The sequence below is a fragment of the Flavobacterium sp. genome (assembly GCF_044376915.1).
Lineage (GTDB): Bacteria > Bacteroidota > Bacteroidia > Flavobacteriales > Flavobacteriaceae > Flavobacterium.
Genome location: NZ_JBILKB010000039.1, coordinates 1 through 18611, shown reverse-complemented (window position 1 = coordinate 18611; position 18611 = coordinate 1). Strand labels below are relative to the sequence as shown.

Here is an 18611-nt window from a genome sequence, read left to right as displayed (position 1 = left end):
CAATTTTTTGGATTAGTGGAAAACCAAAAGCGGCGGTTTTTCCTGTTCCTGTTTGCGCTAGGGCAACTAAATCTGTGTTTTGTTCCAATAGTACTGGAATCGCTTTTTCTTGCACTTCTGACGGATTCTCAAATCCTAGATCTTTAATCGCCAGCAGTAGCGACTCATTCAATCCTAATTGTTCAAATTTATTCATATAGTATTTTAAATTGGGTGCAAAGGTAGGGTTTAAATACTATATAAACTAATTTGTTAGTTATTGATTTACAATTAGTTAAATATTTTTTGAATTTAATTTTTGAGCAAAAAAGGACCAATAAAGGTAGTAAAAGCTTATTTTTTTGATAGAAAGTCGATTAATTGACCAATTGCAATACCGCGGTGACTGATGCTTGCTTTTTCGTGCATGCTAAGTTCTGCAAAGGTTTTGTCGGTACCGTCGGCCATAAAAATAGGATCATAACCAAAGCCATTCGTGCCTATTTTTTCAGTAGTGATTGTACCGTTAATTATTCCAGTAAAAAGGTATTGCAATCCGTTGTTATTCAAACAGATTACGGTTTTAAAATTGGCTTTTCTTGAATTGGCAGTGCGCAATTCCAACAGTAATTTGTTCATGTTGTCTTCGTCACTTTTTTGTTCGCCCGCATAGCGTGCAGAATAAACACCGGGTGCTCCATTTAGGGCGTCTACTTCAAGACCGGTATCGTCGGCAAAACAAGGGTAGCCATAATTTTTAGTCACATAATTGGCTTTTAGTATGGCATTGCCTTCAATGGTTTCGGCGGTTTCTGGTATTTCTTCGAAACAACCAATGTCTTCCAAGCTGAGGATTTTAAAGTCTGATGGGACTAACGCTTGAATTTCTTGAATTTTATTTTTGTTATTGGAAGCGAATACGAGTTGCATAGTGTATAAATTTTGATTTATAAAAAAGCAAAAAAGCCGAGGTGGAGCCCCCGACTTCTTAAATGAACGTGTAACCACATTGCTGTGCGTTCGGTTACAAATGTACAGCCAAATAATTAATTTGCAAGTTATTTTTAGAATTTCTTTTAAACCGTATTTTTTTCGGCACGAATAATTATTATAAAAACTTTTTTCTTTATACTTTTGTCACGTTTTAACACCTATAAAATATCATGGTAAAAGATTTATTCGAAAGAATTCAGAACAATAAAGGACCACTAGGAAAATGGGCTTCTCAAGCAGAAGGGTATTTCGTTTTTCCTAAATTAGAAGGAGAATTGGGTCCAAGAATGCAATTTCAAGGGAAAAACATTTTAAACTGGAGCTTAAATGATTACTTAGGTTTGGCCAACCATCCGGAAGTACGTAAAGCCGATACTGACGCGGCCATTCAATATGGTGCAGCCTATCCAATGGGTGCTCGTATGATGAGTGGTCATACAAAATACCACGAACAATTAGAGCAAGAATTAGCTGCTTTTGTAATGAAAGAATCAGCCTATTTATTGAATTTTGGTTACCAAGGAATCATGTCAACTATTGATGCCTTAGTAACAAGAAATGATGTAATTGTTTATGATGTTGATGCGCATGCTTGTATTATTGATGGGGTTCGTTTGCATAGTGGTAAACGTTTTACCTACAAACACAATGATATTGAAAGTATGGAAAAAAACCTTCAGCGTGCCACCAAATTAGCAACGGAAACAGGAGGGGGTATTTTGTTCATTACTGAAGGTGTTTTTGGAATGCGTGGGCAGCAAGGAAAATTGAAAGAAGTTGTGGAAATGAAGAAAAAATACAATTTCCGTCTTTTAGTAGATGATGCGCATGGATTTGGAACACTTGGTAAAACAGGAGCAGGAGCAGGAGAGGAACAAGGGTGTCAAGATGGTATCGATGTGTATTTCTCAACCTTTGCAAAATCTATGGCAAATATTGGGGCATTTGTAGCCGGTGATAAAGACATCATTGATTATTTAAAATACAATTTACGTTCGCAAATGTTTGCAAAGGCTTTACCGATGATTCAAACCATTGGTTCGTTAAAACGTTTGGAATTATTGCGTAATTCTTCGGAAATTAAAGATAAATTGTGGGAAAATGTAAATGCACTTCAAAACGGTTTAAAAGAAAGAGGATTCAATATTGGTGATACCAATACCTGTATTACTCCCGTTTATTTAGAAGGATCTATACCTGAAGCCATGATAATGGTAAACGATTTGCGTGAAAATTATGGTATTTTCCTTTCTATTGTGGTATATCCTGTTATTCCAAAAGGAATTATCTTATTGCGTATGATTCCAACCGCTTCACATACAATTGAAGATATCAACGAAACATTAACAGCTTTTGAAGCCATTCGCGACAAACTAGTAAACGGTACGTATGCTAAAATTGCAGAAGCAAGTGTACAAAATGTAGAATAGCACAACCAAAACTATTTATAAAAGGGATTCCAATTGGAATCCCTTTCTTTTTTATAACTCTTTGCGATACGTTCGTCTGCGCTTGTTTATTTTGGAATTAAAATTTTTCCATAAATTTTGGATGGCAAGGTTTTCTTTTAATTCAGGGGTTCTGATACAAGTTTCAATTCCTTTGGCTTTACAAACCTTGTGGTATTCGTCAAACAAAATGGCTGTAATTCCTTTACTTTGGTATTCAGGCGCTATGCCAATCAAATAAAAAACCACTTCTTTAGATTGCTTTCTGGCTTGCAATAAATGGTAGAATCCAAAAGGGAATAATTTGCCGTTTGCTTTTTTTAAAGCAGAAGCAAAACCAGGCATAACAATAGCAAATGCAATCATAGAGTTGTCTTTGTCTAAAACAAACTTAATGAACTCTGGATTGATAAAGCTAATGTATTTTTTTTTAAAATAGGCTTTTTGAACCTCATTTATGGGTACAAAAGACTGTAGTTTTGAATAGGAAGTGTTGAATAAATCAAACATTTGATCCACATAAGGCATAATGTCTTTGGTCTTTGAAAAATTCAAAACTTTTAATTCATAGCGATCTTTGATGAGACCACTGTATTTATTAAATTGTGTGGGATCAATGTCATTAAATGAAAAGGTGCTTTCATGGTATTCTTTTTCCACCCGAAACCCTAATTGTTCAAAATGCGAAATATAATAAGGCATGCTGTACCACGTAATCATGTTTCCTATTTGATCAAACCCTTCACTTAACAGTCCTACTTTGTCTAAATTAGAAAACCCCATTGGGCCTTCCATATGATCCATTTGGTGTTTTTTTCCTAATGCTACAACTTTTTCCAAAAGTGCTTTCGTAACTTCGAGGTCATCAATGGCATCAAACCAACCAAAGCGTACTTTTCTTTTTTTTAATTGATGGACTTCTTCCCAGTTAATTATTGCGGCAATTTTTCCAACGATTTTTCCGTCCTTATAGGCCAAATAAAAATGCGCTTCGGCTGTTTGTAATGCAGGATTTTTAGATTTGTCAAACGTTTCCAATTCTTCTGCTATCAAGGGCGGAATCCAGTAGGAGTTATTTTTATACAATTCGAAAGAAAACAGCACAAATGCTTTCATTTCTTTCTTGGTGAGTGCTTCTTTTATAGTAATCATTTAGTCTATAGCATCTTTACGTTTTTTGGCTTCTTTTTTGCCTTTCTTTTTCATTTTTTTATCCATTTTACTGCCGTTGTCTTTTTCCATTTTTATTTCTTGGTAGTTTTTTGAAAAGCGCCAAGAAAATCCAATTCCTCCAGAAATAAGATTGGGAGTATCCTTTATGTTTTTCCCTATAGAAGCATCAATTTGCATGTCTTTGTTAAACAAAAAAGCAGCACCAGCACGAACGATACCGTCAGAATAATAGTCACCCATAAATCCTTGGTTTTCAATAAATCCAGACCATCTTTTGTTGAAACCACGCGTCAGTGTCAAAATATAATCTATACTAGCAAAATCAGTTCCAATTTTATTGTATGCAATATTTGTTACTAATACCCAGCGAGATCCAAATTGATTTTGTGCAATGACCATGGCTTTCGGACTAATTACGGCTTCTTCAACTGTTGAAGGTGCGAAATTATAGGGATTGTCTGTAAAGTTAAGATTAGCGCCAGCATAAACAGCTACAGCAGGAATGAATTGTCTCCATTTGAAACGGTGGTTTGCTTTCCAACTGTATACATTGGGTTTTTCTTCATAATTTTTAAAAGGATCATACAATAAATATTTAGCGCCAATGAGGGTTTTCTTTAATGCACTGCGGTCTTTTTCAAAATTTGCGGTTGTATATGTGTCTTTTTGATACTGTATTTCGGCAATGAATTCCAATTGTTCAAAAAACAATCCCCATCGAATATCAAATTCTCCCAGTAAACCATTGGCTTTGTAATTGAGTGCTTTGTGGTCTTCACTGACATAGTTTATTCCCGATTCGGCTTGAATAATGGTTTTTCCAACAGAAAATGCCATCATCGATCTCCCTGGTCTATTTGAGTTTATTTCGTCTGTAAATTGGGCAAAGGAAAATTGAAAGGCCAATATTAGCCCAATTTTAATAAATGATGGTAAGGTCTTCATAACATATAATTTATCCTCAAAAATAGTTATTTTATCATAATTTTAAGTAACAATTTGGAAGTTTTACCAACTAATATCAGTATTTTTGAATTTTAAAAATTAGATCCTATGGAAATGGCTTCAGGCTCCAGCTTATTACGAACCTTAGCAATTATTATTTTATGTTATTATTTGTTCAAGTTTCTAATGCGAATATTTGCACCTATTATCATGCAAAAAGCTGTTAATAAAATGCAAGAAAAAATGCAAGAGCAATACAAAAAACAGCAAGAGCAACAACAAAACACAACCACGCAATCCACTCAATTTCAATCAAAAGAAAAGGGAAAAGTGGGTGATTATATCGATTACGAAGAAATAAATTAATGGGTTTTACCATGCACCAAAGGATATTTTAACAATATCCTTTTTTTAATTACTTTAGCACCTTATTCTATTTTATTACATTCATGAAAAACATTCAAAAAATAATTCCTCATTTACTAGTTATAATTGGATTTGCAATCGTTTCATTGGTTTATTTCTATCCGATATTACAAGGAAATAAAATTTTCCAATCCGATATCGTGCAATATACAGGAATGGCAAAAGAGCAAAACGACTTTAGAAAAGAAAACAATGAAGAACCTTATTGGACCAATAGTGCTTTTGGTGGCATGCCAACCTATCAATTAGGTGCAAATTATCCAAACGATGCCATTGGTGCTTTGGACGACGCCTTACGTTTTTTACCGCGTCCGGCAGATTATCTTTTTCTATATTTTTTAGGGTTTTATGTGTTATTGATGGTGCTTAAAGTAGATCCATTAAAAGCCTTTTTTGGAGCGTTAGCTTTTGGTTTATCAACCTATTTAATTATTATTTTAGGAGTCGGGCATAATGCAAAAGCTCATGCCATTGCCTACATGCCTATGGTGGTCGCTGGCGTATTGTTGGTTTTTCAAAGAAAATATATCTTGGGAGGAATTCTTACCATGATCGCAGCGGCTTTGGAGATTAATGCAAATCACTTTCAAATGACCTATTATTTATTGTTTTTATTACTGATACTAGCCATATATTATGGGGTCCAAGCACTAAAAAATAAAGAATATACTCAACTTGGAAAAACGATTGGTGTTTTTGTGGTGGCCGGATTATTGGCAGTGGGGGCCAATGCAACCAATTTAATGGCAACCGCCGAGTATACGGATTTTAGTATTCGAGGCAAAAGCGAACTTACATTTAAACCAGACGGCTCCATCAATACAACCAATTCGGCAATGGAGTATGATTATATTACCGAGTACAGTTACGGAATTGCTGAAAGTTTTAATTTGATTGCACCTCGCTTATTTGGAGGTGGAAATAGTGAAACCCTCGGAGAAGACTCGGTATTGTATACTTTTCTATTGAATTACGGCGCCACTCCTGCAGAGGCATTACAAACGGTTGAATATTATGGTAAAACTTATTGGGGTGACCAACCCATTGTTGCTGCTCCAGCTTATATTGGTGCAATAGTTTTCTTCTTGGCAGTTTTAGGCTTGTTCCATGATCAACGCAAAATAAAATACGTTTTTTTAGCAGGAGCGCTACTTTCATTAGTGCTTTCTTGGGGTAAGAATTTTGACGGTTTAACCCGATTTTTTATTGATTACGTTCCCTTATACGATAAATTTAGAGCCGTTTCTTCAATACAAGTCGTGTTAGAGTTGTGTCTTCCTGTACTTGCAGTTATGGGATTGCAATCGTTCTTTACCACCGAAAAAGAAAAGCAGTGGAACAGTTTGTGGAAAGCTGCTGCTACAAGCGTAGGAATTTTAGTTGCTTTGTTTTTTGTTAAAGGTGCCTTTAATTTTTCAGGAGCAATGGACGAACAATTGATCCAGCTTTTTGGCGAAAGTCAGGACAAATCTTTCGGCGTTAATTTTATCAATGCCTTAAAGGAAGATCGTATGAATTTCTATACGAGTGACCTTATGCGCTCGGGTATATTAATTGCGGTTGCAGCTGTCGCACTTTGGTTACATATTCAAAATAAGTTGGCGGCCACTTCAGCTGTCATTGCCGTTGGATTTTTCATGGTTGCCGATTTATTTATGGTCGATAAACGATATGTATACAACAGTCCTGACCAATTCAAAACTGCTCGTGAAGTAGACATGCCTTTTGAGCCTACCGAAATTGACAAACATCTAGCAAAGGATACGAGCGTTTATAGGGTGTATGAAATTCAAGGGCGTATGCAAGCTCGAACGTCTTATTTTCATAAATCAGTAGGAGGTTATAGCGCCGTAAGACCGCGCCGCTTCGATCAATTATTTGATTACAATGTAGAGAAAAACATTAGTGAATTAGGCAATACAATCGATTTTCAAACACTTAGTTTCACAAAAAACAATCCGGTTTTAGATATGTTAAATGTGAAATATGTGATTGTGCCAACAGGTCAAGGCGAGGTGCCAATTACCAATCCATTTGCTAATGGCAATGCGTGGTTTGTGGAGAACGTTAAATTTGTTAGTTCTGCAGATCAAGAAATGAAAGCGTTGGCATCATTGGATACTAAAAGGGATGTGGTTATTAACTCATTGACAAATGACATGAAAGAAAGTACTTTTAAAAGAGACACTACAGCTTCTATTCAATTGTTGAGTCATCAACCCAATAAACTAAAATATAACTCTAACAATTCGAACGCTGGATTTGCCGTGTTTTCTGAAAACTATTATAAAAACGGATGGAACGCTACCATTGATGGAAAAGAAACTAAAATATACCAAGTAAATTACGTATTGCGTGGCTTACAAATACCCGCTGGAAAACATACGATTGAATTTAAATTTGAACCGCAAGTGGTAAAAACAGGAAGCACAATTGCCTTATTTAGTGCAATTGGAATGTTGTTGCTAATTGCTGCCGGAATTTATTTTGGAAACAAGAATAAGATACAGTAAATTGTAATTTGACAACATCAAAAAAAATACTTATCATTTCTTACTACTGGCCACCCGCGGGAGGTCCAGGGGTACAGCGTTGGTTAAAATTTGTCAAGTATTTGCCAGAGTTTGATATAGAACCTCATGTTTATGTTCCTGATAATCCAACGTATCCTTTGCTTGACGAAAAATTAGTAAGTGAAGTTTCCGATAAAGCGATTATCATCAAACAACCGATTTTTGAACCTTACGGTTTGGCTTCGGTTTTTTCAAAGAATAAGACAAAAAAAATCAGTTCAGGGATTATCCCCAATCAAAAAAAGCAATCGTTTGTAGAAAAAGCCATGATTTGGATTCGTGGTAATGTTTTTATACCAGACGCAAGAGTGTTTTGGGTAGCGCCATCGGTTACGTTTCTAAAAAAATACTTGAAAGAGCATCAAATTGATACGATAATTACGACTGGTCCGCCCCATAGTTTGCATTTGATCGGTTTGCAGTTAAAGAAAGAAATGAATATTACTTGGTTGGCCGATTTTCGCGATCCATGGACTACTATTGGTTATCATAAGCAGCTTAAATTAAGTGCTTGGGCTGCTAACAAACACAAGTCGTTAGAGAAAGAAGTTATGAATACATGTGACCAACTTATTGTAACTTCTCCAACTACAAAAACCGAGTTTGAAGCCATTACTTCTAAGCCTATTGCAGTCATTACAAATGGTTATGATGTGGAGAAAGTAGTGAAAAAACCGTTGGATGAAAAATTTACGTTAGCACACATTGGGTCCTTTTTATCGGCTAGAAATCCGAGAATTTTATGGAAAGCCTTACATGAATTAACGACAACGCATGCCGCATTCAAAGCGCAATTGGAATTGAAATTAATCGGAGCAGTGAGCGCTGAGGTATTGCAATCTATCCAAGAATTTGGATTGGAAAGTTACGTCAATCATTTGGGATATTTGCCTCATGATGAAGCGATTGTTGCACAACGTAGTTCGCAAGTTTTGCTACTTATTGAAATTGATTCGGAGGAGACCAAATGTATTATTCCTGGTAAATTATTTGAATACATGATTTCGGAACGCCCTATAATTGCCATTGGTCCGGTGCAAGCCGATTTTGCTCACATCATCAAAGAAACCAATACAGGTACGTTTTTTACTTATGGCGAATTGGAAGCTTTAAAGGCTCAAATAGAGTTGACTTTTGAGCAATTTCAACAAAATAATTTAATGGTAAATCCCATAGGATTGCAACAATACAGCCGAAAAGCTTTGACCGAAAAATTGGCCAAACTGCTCATCACTAAACACTAATTACTAGTCACTCAAACCATGGGAATCGTCATCAAACAATCTATTAAAAACACAATAATTACCTTTATAGGGTTTGGGATTGGGGCGGTTAATACTTTGTTTATGTATCCTTATTTTTTAGGAGAAGATTATTTTGGATTGTCAGGTTATGTCTTGTCGGCGGCCAATATATTATATCCTATCATGTCTTTTGGTATTCAGAATACGTTGATAAAATTCTTTAACGAAAACAACAAAACTGAACACGAATTAAATAGTTATATCACATATATGCTGTTGATTCCCTTAGTGTTCATCATTCCGCTAACCGGACTTTTTTATTTTAATTACGATACTATTGCTGCCTATGAATCTCAGAAAAATCCTATAATTTATTCGTTTGTTTGGGTCATCCCTTTAATTGCAATATTTATGGGTTATTTCGAAATATTTTACGCATGGTTACGAGCCCACATGCAATCGGTTTTTGGTAGTTTTGTGAAAGAAGTTTTTGTACGCTTACTCATTTCTGTATTGCTTTTCGGGGTTTATTTCAAGTACATTACTCCCTTAGAATTTATCTATTCCTTGGTTTTTGTTTACGGAATGAGTTTGCTGCTCATTGTTTTTTATGCGAATAAAATCAAGCGAATTGTCTTGCGTTTCAAAGTACCAAAACAAAGTAAAGCAATTTGGACCTATACTATTTTTATTATTTTGTCGGCCAGTATAGCCAATATGTTGTTGGATATTGATAAATACATGATAAAGCATTACATGGACATTGATAATATTGCCTTTTATTCGGTGGCGATTTTTATTGCGATGGTCATTTCTGTACCGAGTAGAGCCATGCATCAAATCACGTATCCAATTACGGCTAAATTAATGAGCGAACAAAAGTGGGAGGAATTGAATGAATTGTATAAAAAAACATCGATAACCTTACAAGTTATTGGGGGATTGATATTGGTAGGAATATTAGTCAACATAAACCAACTTTACCTTTTATTGCCCAAAGAATACAGTCAAGGTTTATTCGTGGTGTTTACTATTGGTTTGTCAAAATATTTTGATTTGATTTTAGGCAATAACAATGCTATAATTTTTAATTCTAAATATTATAAAGCCGTTTTGAGTTTAGGGATTGTATTGGTGTTGCTAATTGTATTGCTAAACATGTATTTTATTCCGCATTTCGGATTGAATGGTGCTGCTTTTGCAACTTTAATTGCAATAACTTTGTACAGTTTGGCTAAGTTGTTATTCGTGGTGTTGCGAATGAAATTATTTCCTTTTACCTATAAAACAATTGTAGCACTTGGTGTGGTATTGATTTCTTTCTTCGCTTTTTATTATTGGGATTTTTCTTTTCATCCCATGCTAAATATTATCTGCAAATCGATACTCGTGAGTATTTTTTATCTCGGATTGTGTCATGTGTTGAAAATCTCTTCGGATATTAATTTTGTGATGCGCTCTATTTTTAATAAAGTATTTAAAAAACAATAGTTTTTATAAAGCTTAAGCTTTTAACTACAAAAAATCCTGCGTCATCTTCCCAGAATCTACAGGATTTAAAAACAAACTAACCAACCAATTTTTTATTTTTTTTTATTTCAGTGCCATCTTCTTAAATACTTTAAAACTCGTTTCTTAAACGAAGCATGATGTGATGTGTTCAATCCCCGTGCCAAACTTTATTTTGAATTGTGAATAATTTGTTAATGAGTTGTTGTCAATTAGTAACGGGCTGTTTTTTTATTCAAAATCACGAAACAGTTTTTTTTTGGTTACATCAAAAAGAGTACATTTGAATTCTTAAGAAAAAAACAATGAAGCAATTAATTTCTATATTGGTGGTAGCCGCCTTCGGAATATTGGCATTAGTGGAACAATCAAATGACCAACCCAATCCAATGATTATGATTGGGGCAATTGGTATTTTTATGTTCGGTATGTACAAATTAATGAAAAAGATACCTTCTAAAAATGATGAAAACGATGATACAGAAATTTGAAATTGGCGATGAGGTTGCAGTTTTAGACGAGGCTTTGTCAGGTAAAGTTGTTGGGGTAAATGCTGCTGAAATTAGTATAGAAACAACCGATGGATTTCTAATGAAATTTTCAGAAAATGAATTGGTTAAAGTAAATAAATCCAGTACTTTAAGTAGTTTTTTTTCAAGTCAAAGTTTAAGTTCAGTTTTGAAAGAAAAAGAAACGCCAAAAAAACGAAGTTTTGTCAAAGAAAAGAAGTCACGAAAGGATGAATTTGTCCTAGAAGTAGATTTGCATATTGAAAAACTAGTTCCTTCCAAACGCGGAATGAGCAACTATGATATTTTAACGTTGCAAATGGATACCGCCAAACGCCAACTTGATTTTGCAATTAGAAATCGAATGCCGAAGTTAGTATTCATTCACGGTGTGGGTGAAGGGGTTTTAAAAGCTGAATTAGATTTTCTATTGGGCCGATACGATGGGATTTCTTTTCAAGATGCGAATTACCAAAAATATGGTTTGGGTGCAACCGAAGTCTACATCAAACAACAAGTGAAATAAAGTAAAAAATCATATAAAAAAAAGGACCATTCATGGAATGGTCCTTTTTAATTTTTGGCATTGTAGTATTAAAGACTTGTTCTGTAGTTTCCAAAAATATATTCGGTAAAACTAAAAGAATTGTCTGAATTTGAAAAATTCACATTGACCAATTTGATATTATGGGTATAACCCGTTACCGTTGTTCCGTCGGTTGCAAATAATTTATCGGTAATAATTTCTATTGAACCACCCGTGGCATTCCATTCTTTTTGAACGACCGGTGAGGCTGGAGGTAAAATACTGCAAATACCATTTGAACTCACATTGTCCGAATAAATACGATAGATAATTTTATTGGATGCGCTCACAGGAACAATTCTCGGACTTCCGTCGGGTGTTTCTTCGTTTATAAAACTGGAAGCTGGGATGTTTAAAAGTAATAATTCATTGCTTTTGATTTTAAATACCAAGTTATTCGAGGTGCAATTTTGTACAGCAACCGAATCAAAATTAAATGATTCCAACGTAATGTCTCCGTCATCACAGGCTAGTAGTAAAAAAACAGTAGCAATTAAAACAATAAGTTTTTTCATGGATTGATCAAATTTATATCGCAAAAATAAAGGTTTTAATTTAGTTATTTACTAACGTTTGTAAATTTAAATGTAATTCACTTTTAAAGTAGGTAAAATAAAATGATTTGTATCTTTGCGGAATGTAATGAGCACTTTATAATTTTTTTGTTTTTTTATAAATTTTCATGTGCGAATTCCATTTGACCAATAAAAATAATTAAAAGTCTCAAATGAAAAAAGTGTATTTGGATAATGCCGCAACTACAGCGATTCATCCGGAAGTTATTTCGGTAATGATGGATGTGCTTCAAAATGACTATGGGAATGCCTCTTCCACACACAGTTTTGGTCGTAGTGCAAAAACGTTGCTGGAATCTGCTCGAAAAGGGATAGCAAAATTAATAAATGCGCAAGCATCTGAAATCATTTTTACCTCTAGTGCTACCGAAGCCACCAATTGGATTTTGACCAGCGCAATTAAAGATTTGGGTATCAAACGAATCATTACAACAAAAATTGAGCATCACGCTACGTTGCATACCGTCGAACATTTAGCAAAGAAATTCGGAATTCAAGTGGAATACATTTCCATTTTACCAACCGGAGCTATTGATTATCAGGATTTGGCTGCCAAATTACCTTCCGATATTCCAACCTTAGTATCACTTATTCATGTAAATAATGAAATAGGGACGATTTTAGACATCAAACGTGTTTCTGAGCTGTGTTCGTATGCAAAAGCACTTTTTCATTGTGATACAGTGCAATCTGTTGGAAAAGCGAATATAGATGTGCAGGAGTTTGGAATTGATTTTTTAGTCGCTTCTGCTCACAAATTTCATGGTCCGAAAGGTATTGGATTTGCATACATAAAAAAGAATTCGATGCTCCAACCCATGATTTTGGGTGGCGAACAGGAAAAAGGGATGCGTGCAGGTACTGAAGCTGTCCACCAAGTAGTAGGTATGGCAAAAGCACTGGAACTAGCCTATGACAATTTAGAAAAAGATTCCCAATATATTTCTGAGTTGAAAGCATATTGTTTTTCGGAAGTAAGAAAAGTATTTCCAGAAGTCAAAATCAACGGTGAAAACACCTTTTACAACCTTTTGAATGTACAATTGCCTTTGTCGGAAGAAAAATCAGCAATGATGTTGTTTATGCTCGATATGAAAGGAATTGCCGTTTCACGAGGTAGTGCTTGTCAGAGTGGTAGTGTAAAACCTTCGCACGTTTTAGCCGCTTTTTTACCATCTGAGGAAGTGAAAAAACCGAGTTTACGAATTTCATTCAGCCATTTCAATACGAAAGAAGATATTGATTTGTTGGTTGAGGGTTTAAAACAAGCATAACGACTACCGTCACTTCGAGTGTTTTTCAAAAGTAAAAATGCTAATTTTATTTTTAAAAAATTGTATCGAGAACTTAGCACATAAAAAAAACACGAATTACATCAATTAAATCATGTAATTCGTGTTCAATAAATTATCCAGGAAATTACAATTTTCCCATATTTTCTGCCAAGGTCTCAATGAATTTTGTGATCGGTCCTTTGATCATCATGGCCATCATGGGGTTGAATTCACCTTCAAAAGTTAATTGCACTTCTGTGTTATCTGCATCAATTGCGTTTAAGTTTCCCGTTAAAGTAAACGGTAATTTACTTGAAGCGGCTCCTAACACGATTTGCGAATTGGGAGTTCCCCCTTTTTTTACTAATTTAATTTCGGGCATTCCTTTTAAACCAAATTCAAAGCAATTTTCATCAATTACTTCAAATTTTGCAATATTTTCAGGCATTAATTTCTCGAAATTTTTTACGTCGTTCAACGCATTGAATACGTATTCAGCGGATTTTGCTACGTTTACTTTTGGACTTTCTAAGTTCATATTTTTTTTTAAGTTTAAAAGGCTACAGGGCTTGAAATAATTTGATATAGAAGTATTTAATTCTCCCAACTTCTAACGCCCAACTATATTTCTACGTTCCACTCGGCTGGATTGGCGTTCCAAGCACTTAATGTCGCTAATTCGTTTTCGGAAACATATTGTTTATCCACCGCTTTTTCTAATAAATTTTCATAATTACTAAGCGTGTAAACATCTAAATTGGCTGCTTCAAAACGTTCCTTTGAAACCGGAAAACCATAGGTAAAAATGGCTGCCATTCCTTTAATGTTGGCACCTTCGTTACGTAAAGCTTCCACGGCTAATAAACTGCTTCCACCGGTTGAAATCAAATCTTCTACTACAACGACACTTTGTCCTTTTTGTAAAAAACCTTCTACTTGATTTTGTCTTCCGTGTTTCTTTGGTTCGGGACGAACGTATACAAAAGGCAATCCCATGGCTTCTGCCACAAGAATTCCGATACCAATGGCACCCGTTGCAACGCCTGCAATAACGTCGGGTTTCCCAAATTTTGCTTCAATTTGTTTTGCAAATTCATCGCGAATATAGTTTCTAACCGCTGGAAATGAAAGGATTATACGGTTGTCGCAATAGATGGGTGACTTCCAGCCTGAAGCCCATGTAAAAGGATTTTTGGAATTTAATTTAATTGCGTTTATTTGTAAAAGCAATTCGGCTGTTTGTTGTGCGGTGTTGTTATTAAAAATCATAGTGCAAATGTATAAAGTTTTTGTGAACGATAAGCCACTTTTTTTGACAAATCAGGTTCAAAAAGAAACCGATTTCAAACTTTTTTTATTAGAAAGTGTGGATATCAAGAAATTGATTATTAAAATATTTCAAAATAAAATTCAGAAAGCATTTCTCTACCATCCCGATGAGAAACTAATTATGAAAACGCTTCGTGCGAAATTGCCTATTGAAAAAGCGGGTGGGGGATTGGTATACAATACCAATGGCGACGTACTTTTTATTTTTAGAAACGGTAAATGGGATTTGGCAAAAGGCGGTATGGAAAAAAATGAAACCATTGAAGAAACCGCAATTCGAGAAGTAGAAGAAGAAACCGGAGTCACCGGATTAGTCATTACAGATAAATTACAAAAAACCTATCATATTTTCAAACGCAACGGACGCTACAAACTAAAAATTACCCAATGGTTTGAAATGTGCACCAAATTTGAAGGCACGCCACAAGGTCAAGCCGAAGAAGGCATCGAGAAAGTAGAGTGGGTTAACCCAAAGAATATTCCGATGTTATTGGAAAATTCCTACGAGAATATTAAGTTATTGTTTGAGTAAGATTAATTAAATGTGCCAATTTCTCAATTCAGTCTCATTGGCAAATGGTCTAATTAATACGATACACCGGATAATGCAAATGCGCCTTTTCATAATAAGGCGATTGTCTGTACACCCAATCCAATTGCGCGGCACCATTTTCAGCAAACGCTTTGTCCTTTTGTTTCTTTTGTTCTAATTCGGCTTTTATTTTTGGATTTTTATCTAAGAATTCTTTGGCTAAATCTTCAAAAACATAACTCGAAAAGTATTCTTTTTGTTGTAAAATAGGATCGAAGAAGTTCCAATTGAAATAACTGTCCACCGCTTCTGGTTCTAAGGTTTCAACTAAATATTTCACGCCAGGTTGATTTGTATACAATACATAATCGCCATATTGAAACTGCACTTTTCGAGTCGATTTAGATACTTTCGTATTGTAATGTCCGTAATGTCCTTCGTAAGGCGATTTTGACGTTTGGTAGCTTTCAATTTTATACGATTCCACTTCAATTAGGGTGTCTTTTTGAAGACGAGGTGCATTGATGCCGTTCAATTCTAGTAGTTCCAATATTTGCCATTGCGATTGCGGAATGATATAGGCTTCTGGAATACTTACAAATTTGGTAGGTTTAAAATTGCCATAGAACGGAATTTTCTTTGTAAACGGTTGACTCTTATCGTAATACAAACGGTCTTTTCCTGAAATAGCACTGGGTTTGTACCCCCCTTGAAAGCCTTTGAAATCAATATGAGATACTTTGCTAGAATCTATTGCCCAGTCCAAAGGATATTGCATTCCGGCTTGATATTCGCTCAATGCTTCTTTTCGCATTTGCTTGATTTTCTGCCAATTTGTATCGGCAAAATTAATCGTGCTGACCATAAATTCGTAGGTCACTTTCACACGTTCTTTATACACTTTCAACATATGCGTTTCGGGCACAAAACCTAACGTGTGAAATAGCGTAGTGTAACCTGTTGCATATCTTGGCGTATCGGTAAATTGTTCAAAACCTTTGTCGGGCATATCACCATGTATATTTACATACGGAACCACATCGATGTTCTTTTTGTTCATGTCTTTTACCACCGAAGGATACAATTCGTTGATGAAATAATTACCCAATTTGTTTCCTAAACGTTCGTGTTGGGTCGCAATACACGTAAACGTATATTGGTAATCGGCACCATTAGAAACGTGATTGTCTAAGAAAATATCAGGATTTAACTCGGTAAACAGCTTTTGAAAACTTCTCGAATTTTTAGTGTCTGATTTAATAAAATCGCGGTTCAAATCATAATTGCGGGCATTCCCTCTAAAACCATATGCTTCAGGGCCGTTTTGATTGGCTCTGGAATGCGAATTTCGATTCAACATCCCGCCCACACTATACACCGGAATTGCAGCAATAAAAGTATTTTTAGCCGTTTTTATTTTTCCTAGGGCTAAATCGCGCATTAACATCATGGTAGCGTCAATTCCGTCAGGTTCGCCTGCGTGAATGCCGTTGTTGATTAATATTACGGCTTTATTTTTAGTAAAATATGCATCAAAATCAAATGTGCCTTCGCTTGAAAAAAGTACTAAATGCAGCGGTTTTCCGCTATCGGTGGTGCCTTTTTGAATCATTTGGATGTTGGCAAAACGTTCGTCTAATTTTTCATAAAACGCAATACATTCTTCATAAGTAGTAGATTGATTGCCGTTGCCACGTTCAAAAGGCGTGGCTAAATCGTTTTGTGAAAAAACAAAAAGTGAAAAGAAAAGCAAACTTATAGTTATAAAACGCATAGCAGAATTGTATTTGATTTTCAAAAATAAAGAATCTTTTTGAGGTAGAATTTTATAATTCGTAATTTTTAATTAATTGGCTTTATCTTTGCCGCATGAGTCAAAATCCATATTCCAACAATGTACTATTGAATCTTGGTATTCAAAGTTTAAACAAAATGCAAGAAGTAGCCCAACACGCTATTTTGAATGAAGATAACGTTTTGTTGCTTTCGCCAACAGGTTCGGGGAAAACCTTAGCTTTTTTATTGCCTATTTTTCAACTTTTAGACGAAGAGGTGAAAGGCGTACAATGTTTAATTTTAGTACCTTCTCGCGAATTGGGGTTGCAAATCGAACAAGTTTGGAAAAAAATGGGTACGCATTATAAAGTCAATACGTGTTATGGTGGCCATTCGATTGATATTGAAATTAATAATTTGAGCAATCCACCGGCGCTATTGATTGGGACACCTGGAAGAATTGCTGATCATTTGGATCGAGGCAGTTTTGCTACGGAGAACATCAAAACGTATGTTTTAGACGAATTTGACAAATCGTTGCAATTGGGGTTTCATGAGGAAATGTCGTATATCATTGGAAAAATCACCAGAGCCAATAAACGCATTTTAGTTTCTGCGACTTCGGGCGTGGAAATTCCGAAATATACCAAAGTAATTGATCCGAAAGTAATCGATTTTATTCCAAACCAAAAACAGAACGATAATTTAGATGTTCGTATAGTATTTTCGAAATCCAAAGATAAAATCGATTCGTTGTTTCAGTTGATTTGCTCGTTACATTCAGAAGCTGCCATTATTTTTTGTAATCACAGAGAAGCGGTGGAACGCATTCATGAAATGTTAACGCAGAAAGGAATTATTTCCACGTATTATCATGGCGGATTAGACCAAGATGAGCGTGAACGTGCTTTGATTCAGTTCAGAAATGGAAGTGTTTCCTATTTGATTACGACTGATTTAGGCGCACGTGGTTTGGATATTCCAGAAATGAAACACGTAATTCATTACCATTTACCAGCTAAAGAAGACGAATTCACCCATAGAAACGGAAGAACTGCGCGTATGTTGGCCACAGGAACTGCTTATGTATTGATTCACGAAACCGAAAAGAAAGCGGACTATTTTGATTATGGCAAACGAAGATTAGATGTATCTAATGCAAAATCATTACCAAAAGCGCCTCTATACCAAACGCTTTACATCAGCGGAGGAAAGAAAAATAAGTTGAATAAAATTGACATTGTAGGTTTCTTTTCGCAAAAAGGAAAATTAGAAAAAGACGATATTGGATTAATTGAAGTCAAAGATTTTATTTCGTTTGTAGCGGTGAAATATCCAAAAGTAAAATCCTTATTGCAAAACATCAAAGAGGAGAAAATGAAAGGTAAGAAGTATAAAATTGAAGTCGCACGAAAAGTTATAAAGAAAGAGGAGGAGTAAATGATTTCGCACAATTGCCCACTTTGTAATTCCACTGCAACGCTTTTTTGTGAAAAGCCAAATCATTTGTTTTATAAATGCACTACTTGTGAAGGTATTTTCAGACCAAAATACACTTTTTTAACCGCTGAAGCGGAAAAAGAACACTATGAAAAGCACAATAATGATATTTTTGACGAACGGTATCAAGCGTTTGTTTCGCCAATAGTTGATGCTGTTTTACACGATTTTTCTCCCGAGGCGAAAGGCTTGGATTTTGGTTCTGGGACCGGACCGGTGATTGCTAAAATGTTAACCGAT

General features: G+C 35.2%; 18 protein-coding genes and 1 pseudogene. 11 read left to right on the top strand and 8 right to left on the bottom strand.

Annotated elements, in window-relative coordinates; genetic code table 11:
• Both ACIQ6Z_RS05750 and ACIQ6Z_RS05745 read right to left on the bottom strand, forming a co-directional pair.
• The coding region (locus ACIQ6Z_RS05750) for a DEAD/DEAH box helicase (protein WP_396209978.1) at positions 1-196 on the bottom strand (196 nt) is incomplete at its 3' end.
• 137 nt (positions 197-333) lie between these two features.
• Positions 334-909: a non-canonical purine NTP diphosphatase gene (locus ACIQ6Z_RS05745; protein ID WP_396209977.1), complete on the bottom strand. Its 576-nt coding sequence runs from the start codon at positions 907-909 to the stop codon at positions 334-336.
• A gap of 233 nt (positions 910-1142) precedes the next feature.
• Between ACIQ6Z_RS05745 and ACIQ6Z_RS05740 the strand changes: the two genes are divergently transcribed.
• Positions 1143-2402, top strand: a complete 1260-nt coding sequence (locus ACIQ6Z_RS05740; protein WP_396209976.1) for an aminotransferase class I/II-fold pyridoxal phosphate-dependent enzyme — start codon at positions 1143-1145, stop codon at positions 2400-2402.
• A 51-nt stretch (positions 2403-2453) separates the two neighbouring features.
• Here the strand turns inward: ACIQ6Z_RS05740 and ACIQ6Z_RS05735 are convergent, their stop codons facing one another.
• Together ACIQ6Z_RS05735 and ACIQ6Z_RS05730 are read right to left on the bottom strand one after the other, a co-directional pair.
• Positions 2454-3572 carry a GTP cyclohydrolase gene (locus tag ACIQ6Z_RS05735; protein ID WP_396209975.1) on the bottom strand — a complete coding sequence of 373 codons (1119 nt, stop codon included), beginning with the start codon at positions 3570-3572 and terminating at the stop codon, positions 2454-2456.
• Positions 3573-4538, bottom strand: coding sequence for a transporter (locus ACIQ6Z_RS05730; protein WP_396209974.1), 966 nt, complete (start codon positions 4536-4538; stop codon positions 3573-3575).
• Between the two features lie 108 nt (positions 4539-4646).
• Between ACIQ6Z_RS05730 and ACIQ6Z_RS05725 the strand changes: the two genes are divergently transcribed.
• The 6 genes from ACIQ6Z_RS05725 (at position 4647) to ACIQ6Z_RS05700 (ending at position 11325) form a co-directional block, all read left to right on the top strand.
• Complete coding sequence (locus tag ACIQ6Z_RS05725; protein ID WP_396209973.1) at positions 4647-4904, top strand: DUF4834 domain-containing protein; 258 nt, start codon at positions 4647-4649, stop codon at positions 4902-4904.
• An 83-nt stretch (positions 4905-4987) separates the two neighbouring features.
• Positions 4988-7477, top strand: a complete 2490-nt coding sequence (locus ACIQ6Z_RS05720; protein ID WP_396209972.1) for a YfhO family protein — start codon at positions 4988-4990, stop codon at positions 7475-7477.
• An 8-nt stretch (positions 7478-7485) separates the two neighbouring features.
• Entirely contained in the window at positions 7486-8781 is a 1296-nt protein-coding gene (locus tag ACIQ6Z_RS05715) for a glycosyltransferase family 4 protein (RefSeq protein WP_396209971.1), read from the top strand.
• Between the two features lie 18 nt (positions 8782-8799).
• Positions 8800-10272, top strand: coding sequence for a lipopolysaccharide biosynthesis protein (locus tag ACIQ6Z_RS05710; protein WP_396209970.1), 1473 nt, complete (start codon positions 8800-8802; stop codon positions 10270-10272).
• 323 nt (positions 10273-10595) lie between these two features.
• Positions 10596-10781: a hypothetical protein gene (locus ACIQ6Z_RS05705; protein ID WP_396209969.1), complete on the top strand. Its 186-nt coding sequence runs from the start codon at positions 10596-10598 to the stop codon at positions 10779-10781.
• Positions 10765-11325, top strand: a complete 561-nt coding sequence (locus ACIQ6Z_RS05700) for a Smr/MutS family protein (RefSeq protein WP_396209968.1) — start codon at positions 10765-10767, stop codon at positions 11323-11325. Before ACIQ6Z_RS05705 ends, ACIQ6Z_RS05700 begins: the two co-directional genes overlap by 17 nt.
• A gap of 68 nt (positions 11326-11393) precedes the next feature.
• On the opposite strand, the gene ACIQ6Z_RS05695 is transcribed toward ACIQ6Z_RS05700, so the two are convergent.
• A complete protein-coding gene (locus tag ACIQ6Z_RS05695) occupies positions 11394-11900 on the bottom strand; it encodes a hypothetical protein (RefSeq protein ID WP_396209967.1) in 507 nt (168 codons plus the stop codon).
• A gap of 212 nt (positions 11901-12112) precedes the next feature.
• Between ACIQ6Z_RS05695 and ACIQ6Z_RS05690 the strand changes: the two genes are divergently transcribed.
• On the top strand, positions 12113-13234 hold the full coding sequence (locus ACIQ6Z_RS05690) for a cysteine desulfurase family protein (protein ID WP_396209966.1): 1122 nt from the start codon (positions 12113-12115) through the stop codon (positions 13232-13234).
• 145 nt (positions 13235-13379) lie between these two features.
• On the opposite strand, the gene ACIQ6Z_RS05685 is transcribed toward ACIQ6Z_RS05690, so the two are convergent.
• Together ACIQ6Z_RS05685 and pyrE are read right to left on the bottom strand one after the other, a co-directional pair.
• Entirely contained in the window at positions 13380-13772 is a 393-nt protein-coding gene (locus tag ACIQ6Z_RS05685) for an SRPBCC family protein (protein WP_396197846.1), read from the bottom strand.
• A gap of 83 nt (positions 13773-13855) precedes the next feature.
• Entirely contained in the window at positions 13856-14503 is a 648-nt protein-coding gene (gene pyrE, locus ACIQ6Z_RS05680; protein ID WP_396209965.1) for an orotate phosphoribosyltransferase, read from the bottom strand.
• Between the two features lie 7 nt (positions 14504-14510).
• Between pyrE and ACIQ6Z_RS05675 the strand changes: the two genes are divergently transcribed.
• Positions 14511-15095, top strand: coding sequence for an NUDIX hydrolase (locus tag ACIQ6Z_RS05675; protein WP_396209964.1), 585 nt, complete (start codon positions 14511-14513; stop codon positions 15093-15095).
• 49 nt (positions 15096-15144) lie between these two features.
• Here the strand turns inward: ACIQ6Z_RS05675 and ACIQ6Z_RS05670 are convergent, their stop codons facing one another.
• Positions 15145-16869 (bottom strand): M14 family zinc carboxypeptidase, encoded by a 1725-nt coding sequence (locus ACIQ6Z_RS05670; protein ID WP_396209963.1) that lies wholly within the window; start codon positions 16867-16869, stop codon positions 15145-15147.
• Between the two features lie 95 nt (positions 16870-16964).
• On the opposite strand from ACIQ6Z_RS05670, the gene ACIQ6Z_RS05665 reads away from it, so the two are divergent.
• Both ACIQ6Z_RS05665 and ACIQ6Z_RS05660 read left to right on the top strand, forming a co-directional pair.
• Positions 16965-18311: a DEAD/DEAH box helicase gene (locus ACIQ6Z_RS05665; protein WP_396209962.1), complete on the top strand. Its 1347-nt coding sequence runs from the start codon at positions 16965-16967 to the stop codon at positions 18309-18311.
• Positions 18312-18611: pseudogene (locus ACIQ6Z_RS05660) on the top strand (methyltransferase); the annotation flags it as partial. It lies immediately after the preceding gene.

What these genes read in the sequence shown, in the direction of transcription:
- ACIQ6Z_RS05670 (WP_396209963.1), bottom strand. Translation starts at nt 16,869, where the DNA reads ATGCGTTTTATAACTATAAGTTTGCTTTTCTTTTCACTTTTTGTTTTT.
- ACIQ6Z_RS05695 (WP_396209967.1), bottom strand. Translation starts at nt 11,900, where the DNA reads ATGAAAAAACTTATTGTTTTAATTGCTACTGTTTTTTTACTACTAGCC.
- ACIQ6Z_RS05720 (WP_396209972.1), top strand. Translation starts at nt 4,988, where the DNA reads ATGAAAAACATTCAAAAAATAATTCCTCATTTACTAGTTATAATTGGA.
- ACIQ6Z_RS05725 (WP_396209973.1), top strand. Translation starts at nt 4,647, where the DNA reads ATGGAAATGGCTTCAGGCTCCAGCTTATTACGAACCTTAGCAATTATT.
- ACIQ6Z_RS05740 (WP_396209976.1), top strand. Translation starts at nt 1,143, where the DNA reads ATGGTAAAAGATTTATTCGAAAGAATTCAGAACAATAAAGGACCACTA.
- ACIQ6Z_RS05685 (WP_396197846.1), bottom strand. Translation starts at nt 13,772, where the DNA reads ATGAACTTAGAAAGTCCAAAAGTAAACGTAGCAAAATCCGCTGAATAC.
- ACIQ6Z_RS05675 (WP_396209964.1), top strand. Translation starts at nt 14,511, where the DNA reads ATGTATAAAGTTTTTGTGAACGATAAGCCACTTTTTTTGACAAATCAG.
- ACIQ6Z_RS05745 (WP_396209977.1), bottom strand. Translation starts at nt 909, where the DNA reads ATGCAACTCGTATTCGCTTCCAATAACAAAAATAAAATTCAAGAAATT.
- ACIQ6Z_RS05735 (WP_396209975.1), bottom strand. Translation starts at nt 3,572, where the DNA reads ATGATTACTATAAAAGAAGCACTCACCAAGAAAGAAATGAAAGCATTT.
- ACIQ6Z_RS05705 (WP_396209969.1), top strand. Translation starts at nt 10,596, where the DNA reads ATGAAGCAATTAATTTCTATATTGGTGGTAGCCGCCTTCGGAATATTG.
- ACIQ6Z_RS05730 (WP_396209974.1), bottom strand. Translation starts at nt 4,538, where the DNA reads ATGAAGACCTTACCATCATTTATTAAAATTGGGCTAATATTGGCCTTT.
- ACIQ6Z_RS05665 (WP_396209962.1), top strand. Translation starts at nt 16,965, where the DNA reads ATGAGTCAAAATCCATATTCCAACAATGTACTATTGAATCTTGGTATT.
- ACIQ6Z_RS05710 (WP_396209970.1), top strand. Translation starts at nt 8,800, where the DNA reads ATGGGAATCGTCATCAAACAATCTATTAAAAACACAATAATTACCTTT.
- pyrE (WP_396209965.1), bottom strand. Translation starts at nt 14,503, where the DNA reads ATGATTTTTAATAACAACACCGCACAACAAACAGCCGAATTGCTTTTA.
- ACIQ6Z_RS05700 (WP_396209968.1), top strand. Translation starts at nt 10,765, where the DNA reads ATGATACAGAAATTTGAAATTGGCGATGAGGTTGCAGTTTTAGACGAG.
- ACIQ6Z_RS05690 (WP_396209966.1), top strand. Translation starts at nt 12,113, where the DNA reads ATGAAAAAAGTGTATTTGGATAATGCCGCAACTACAGCGATTCATCCG.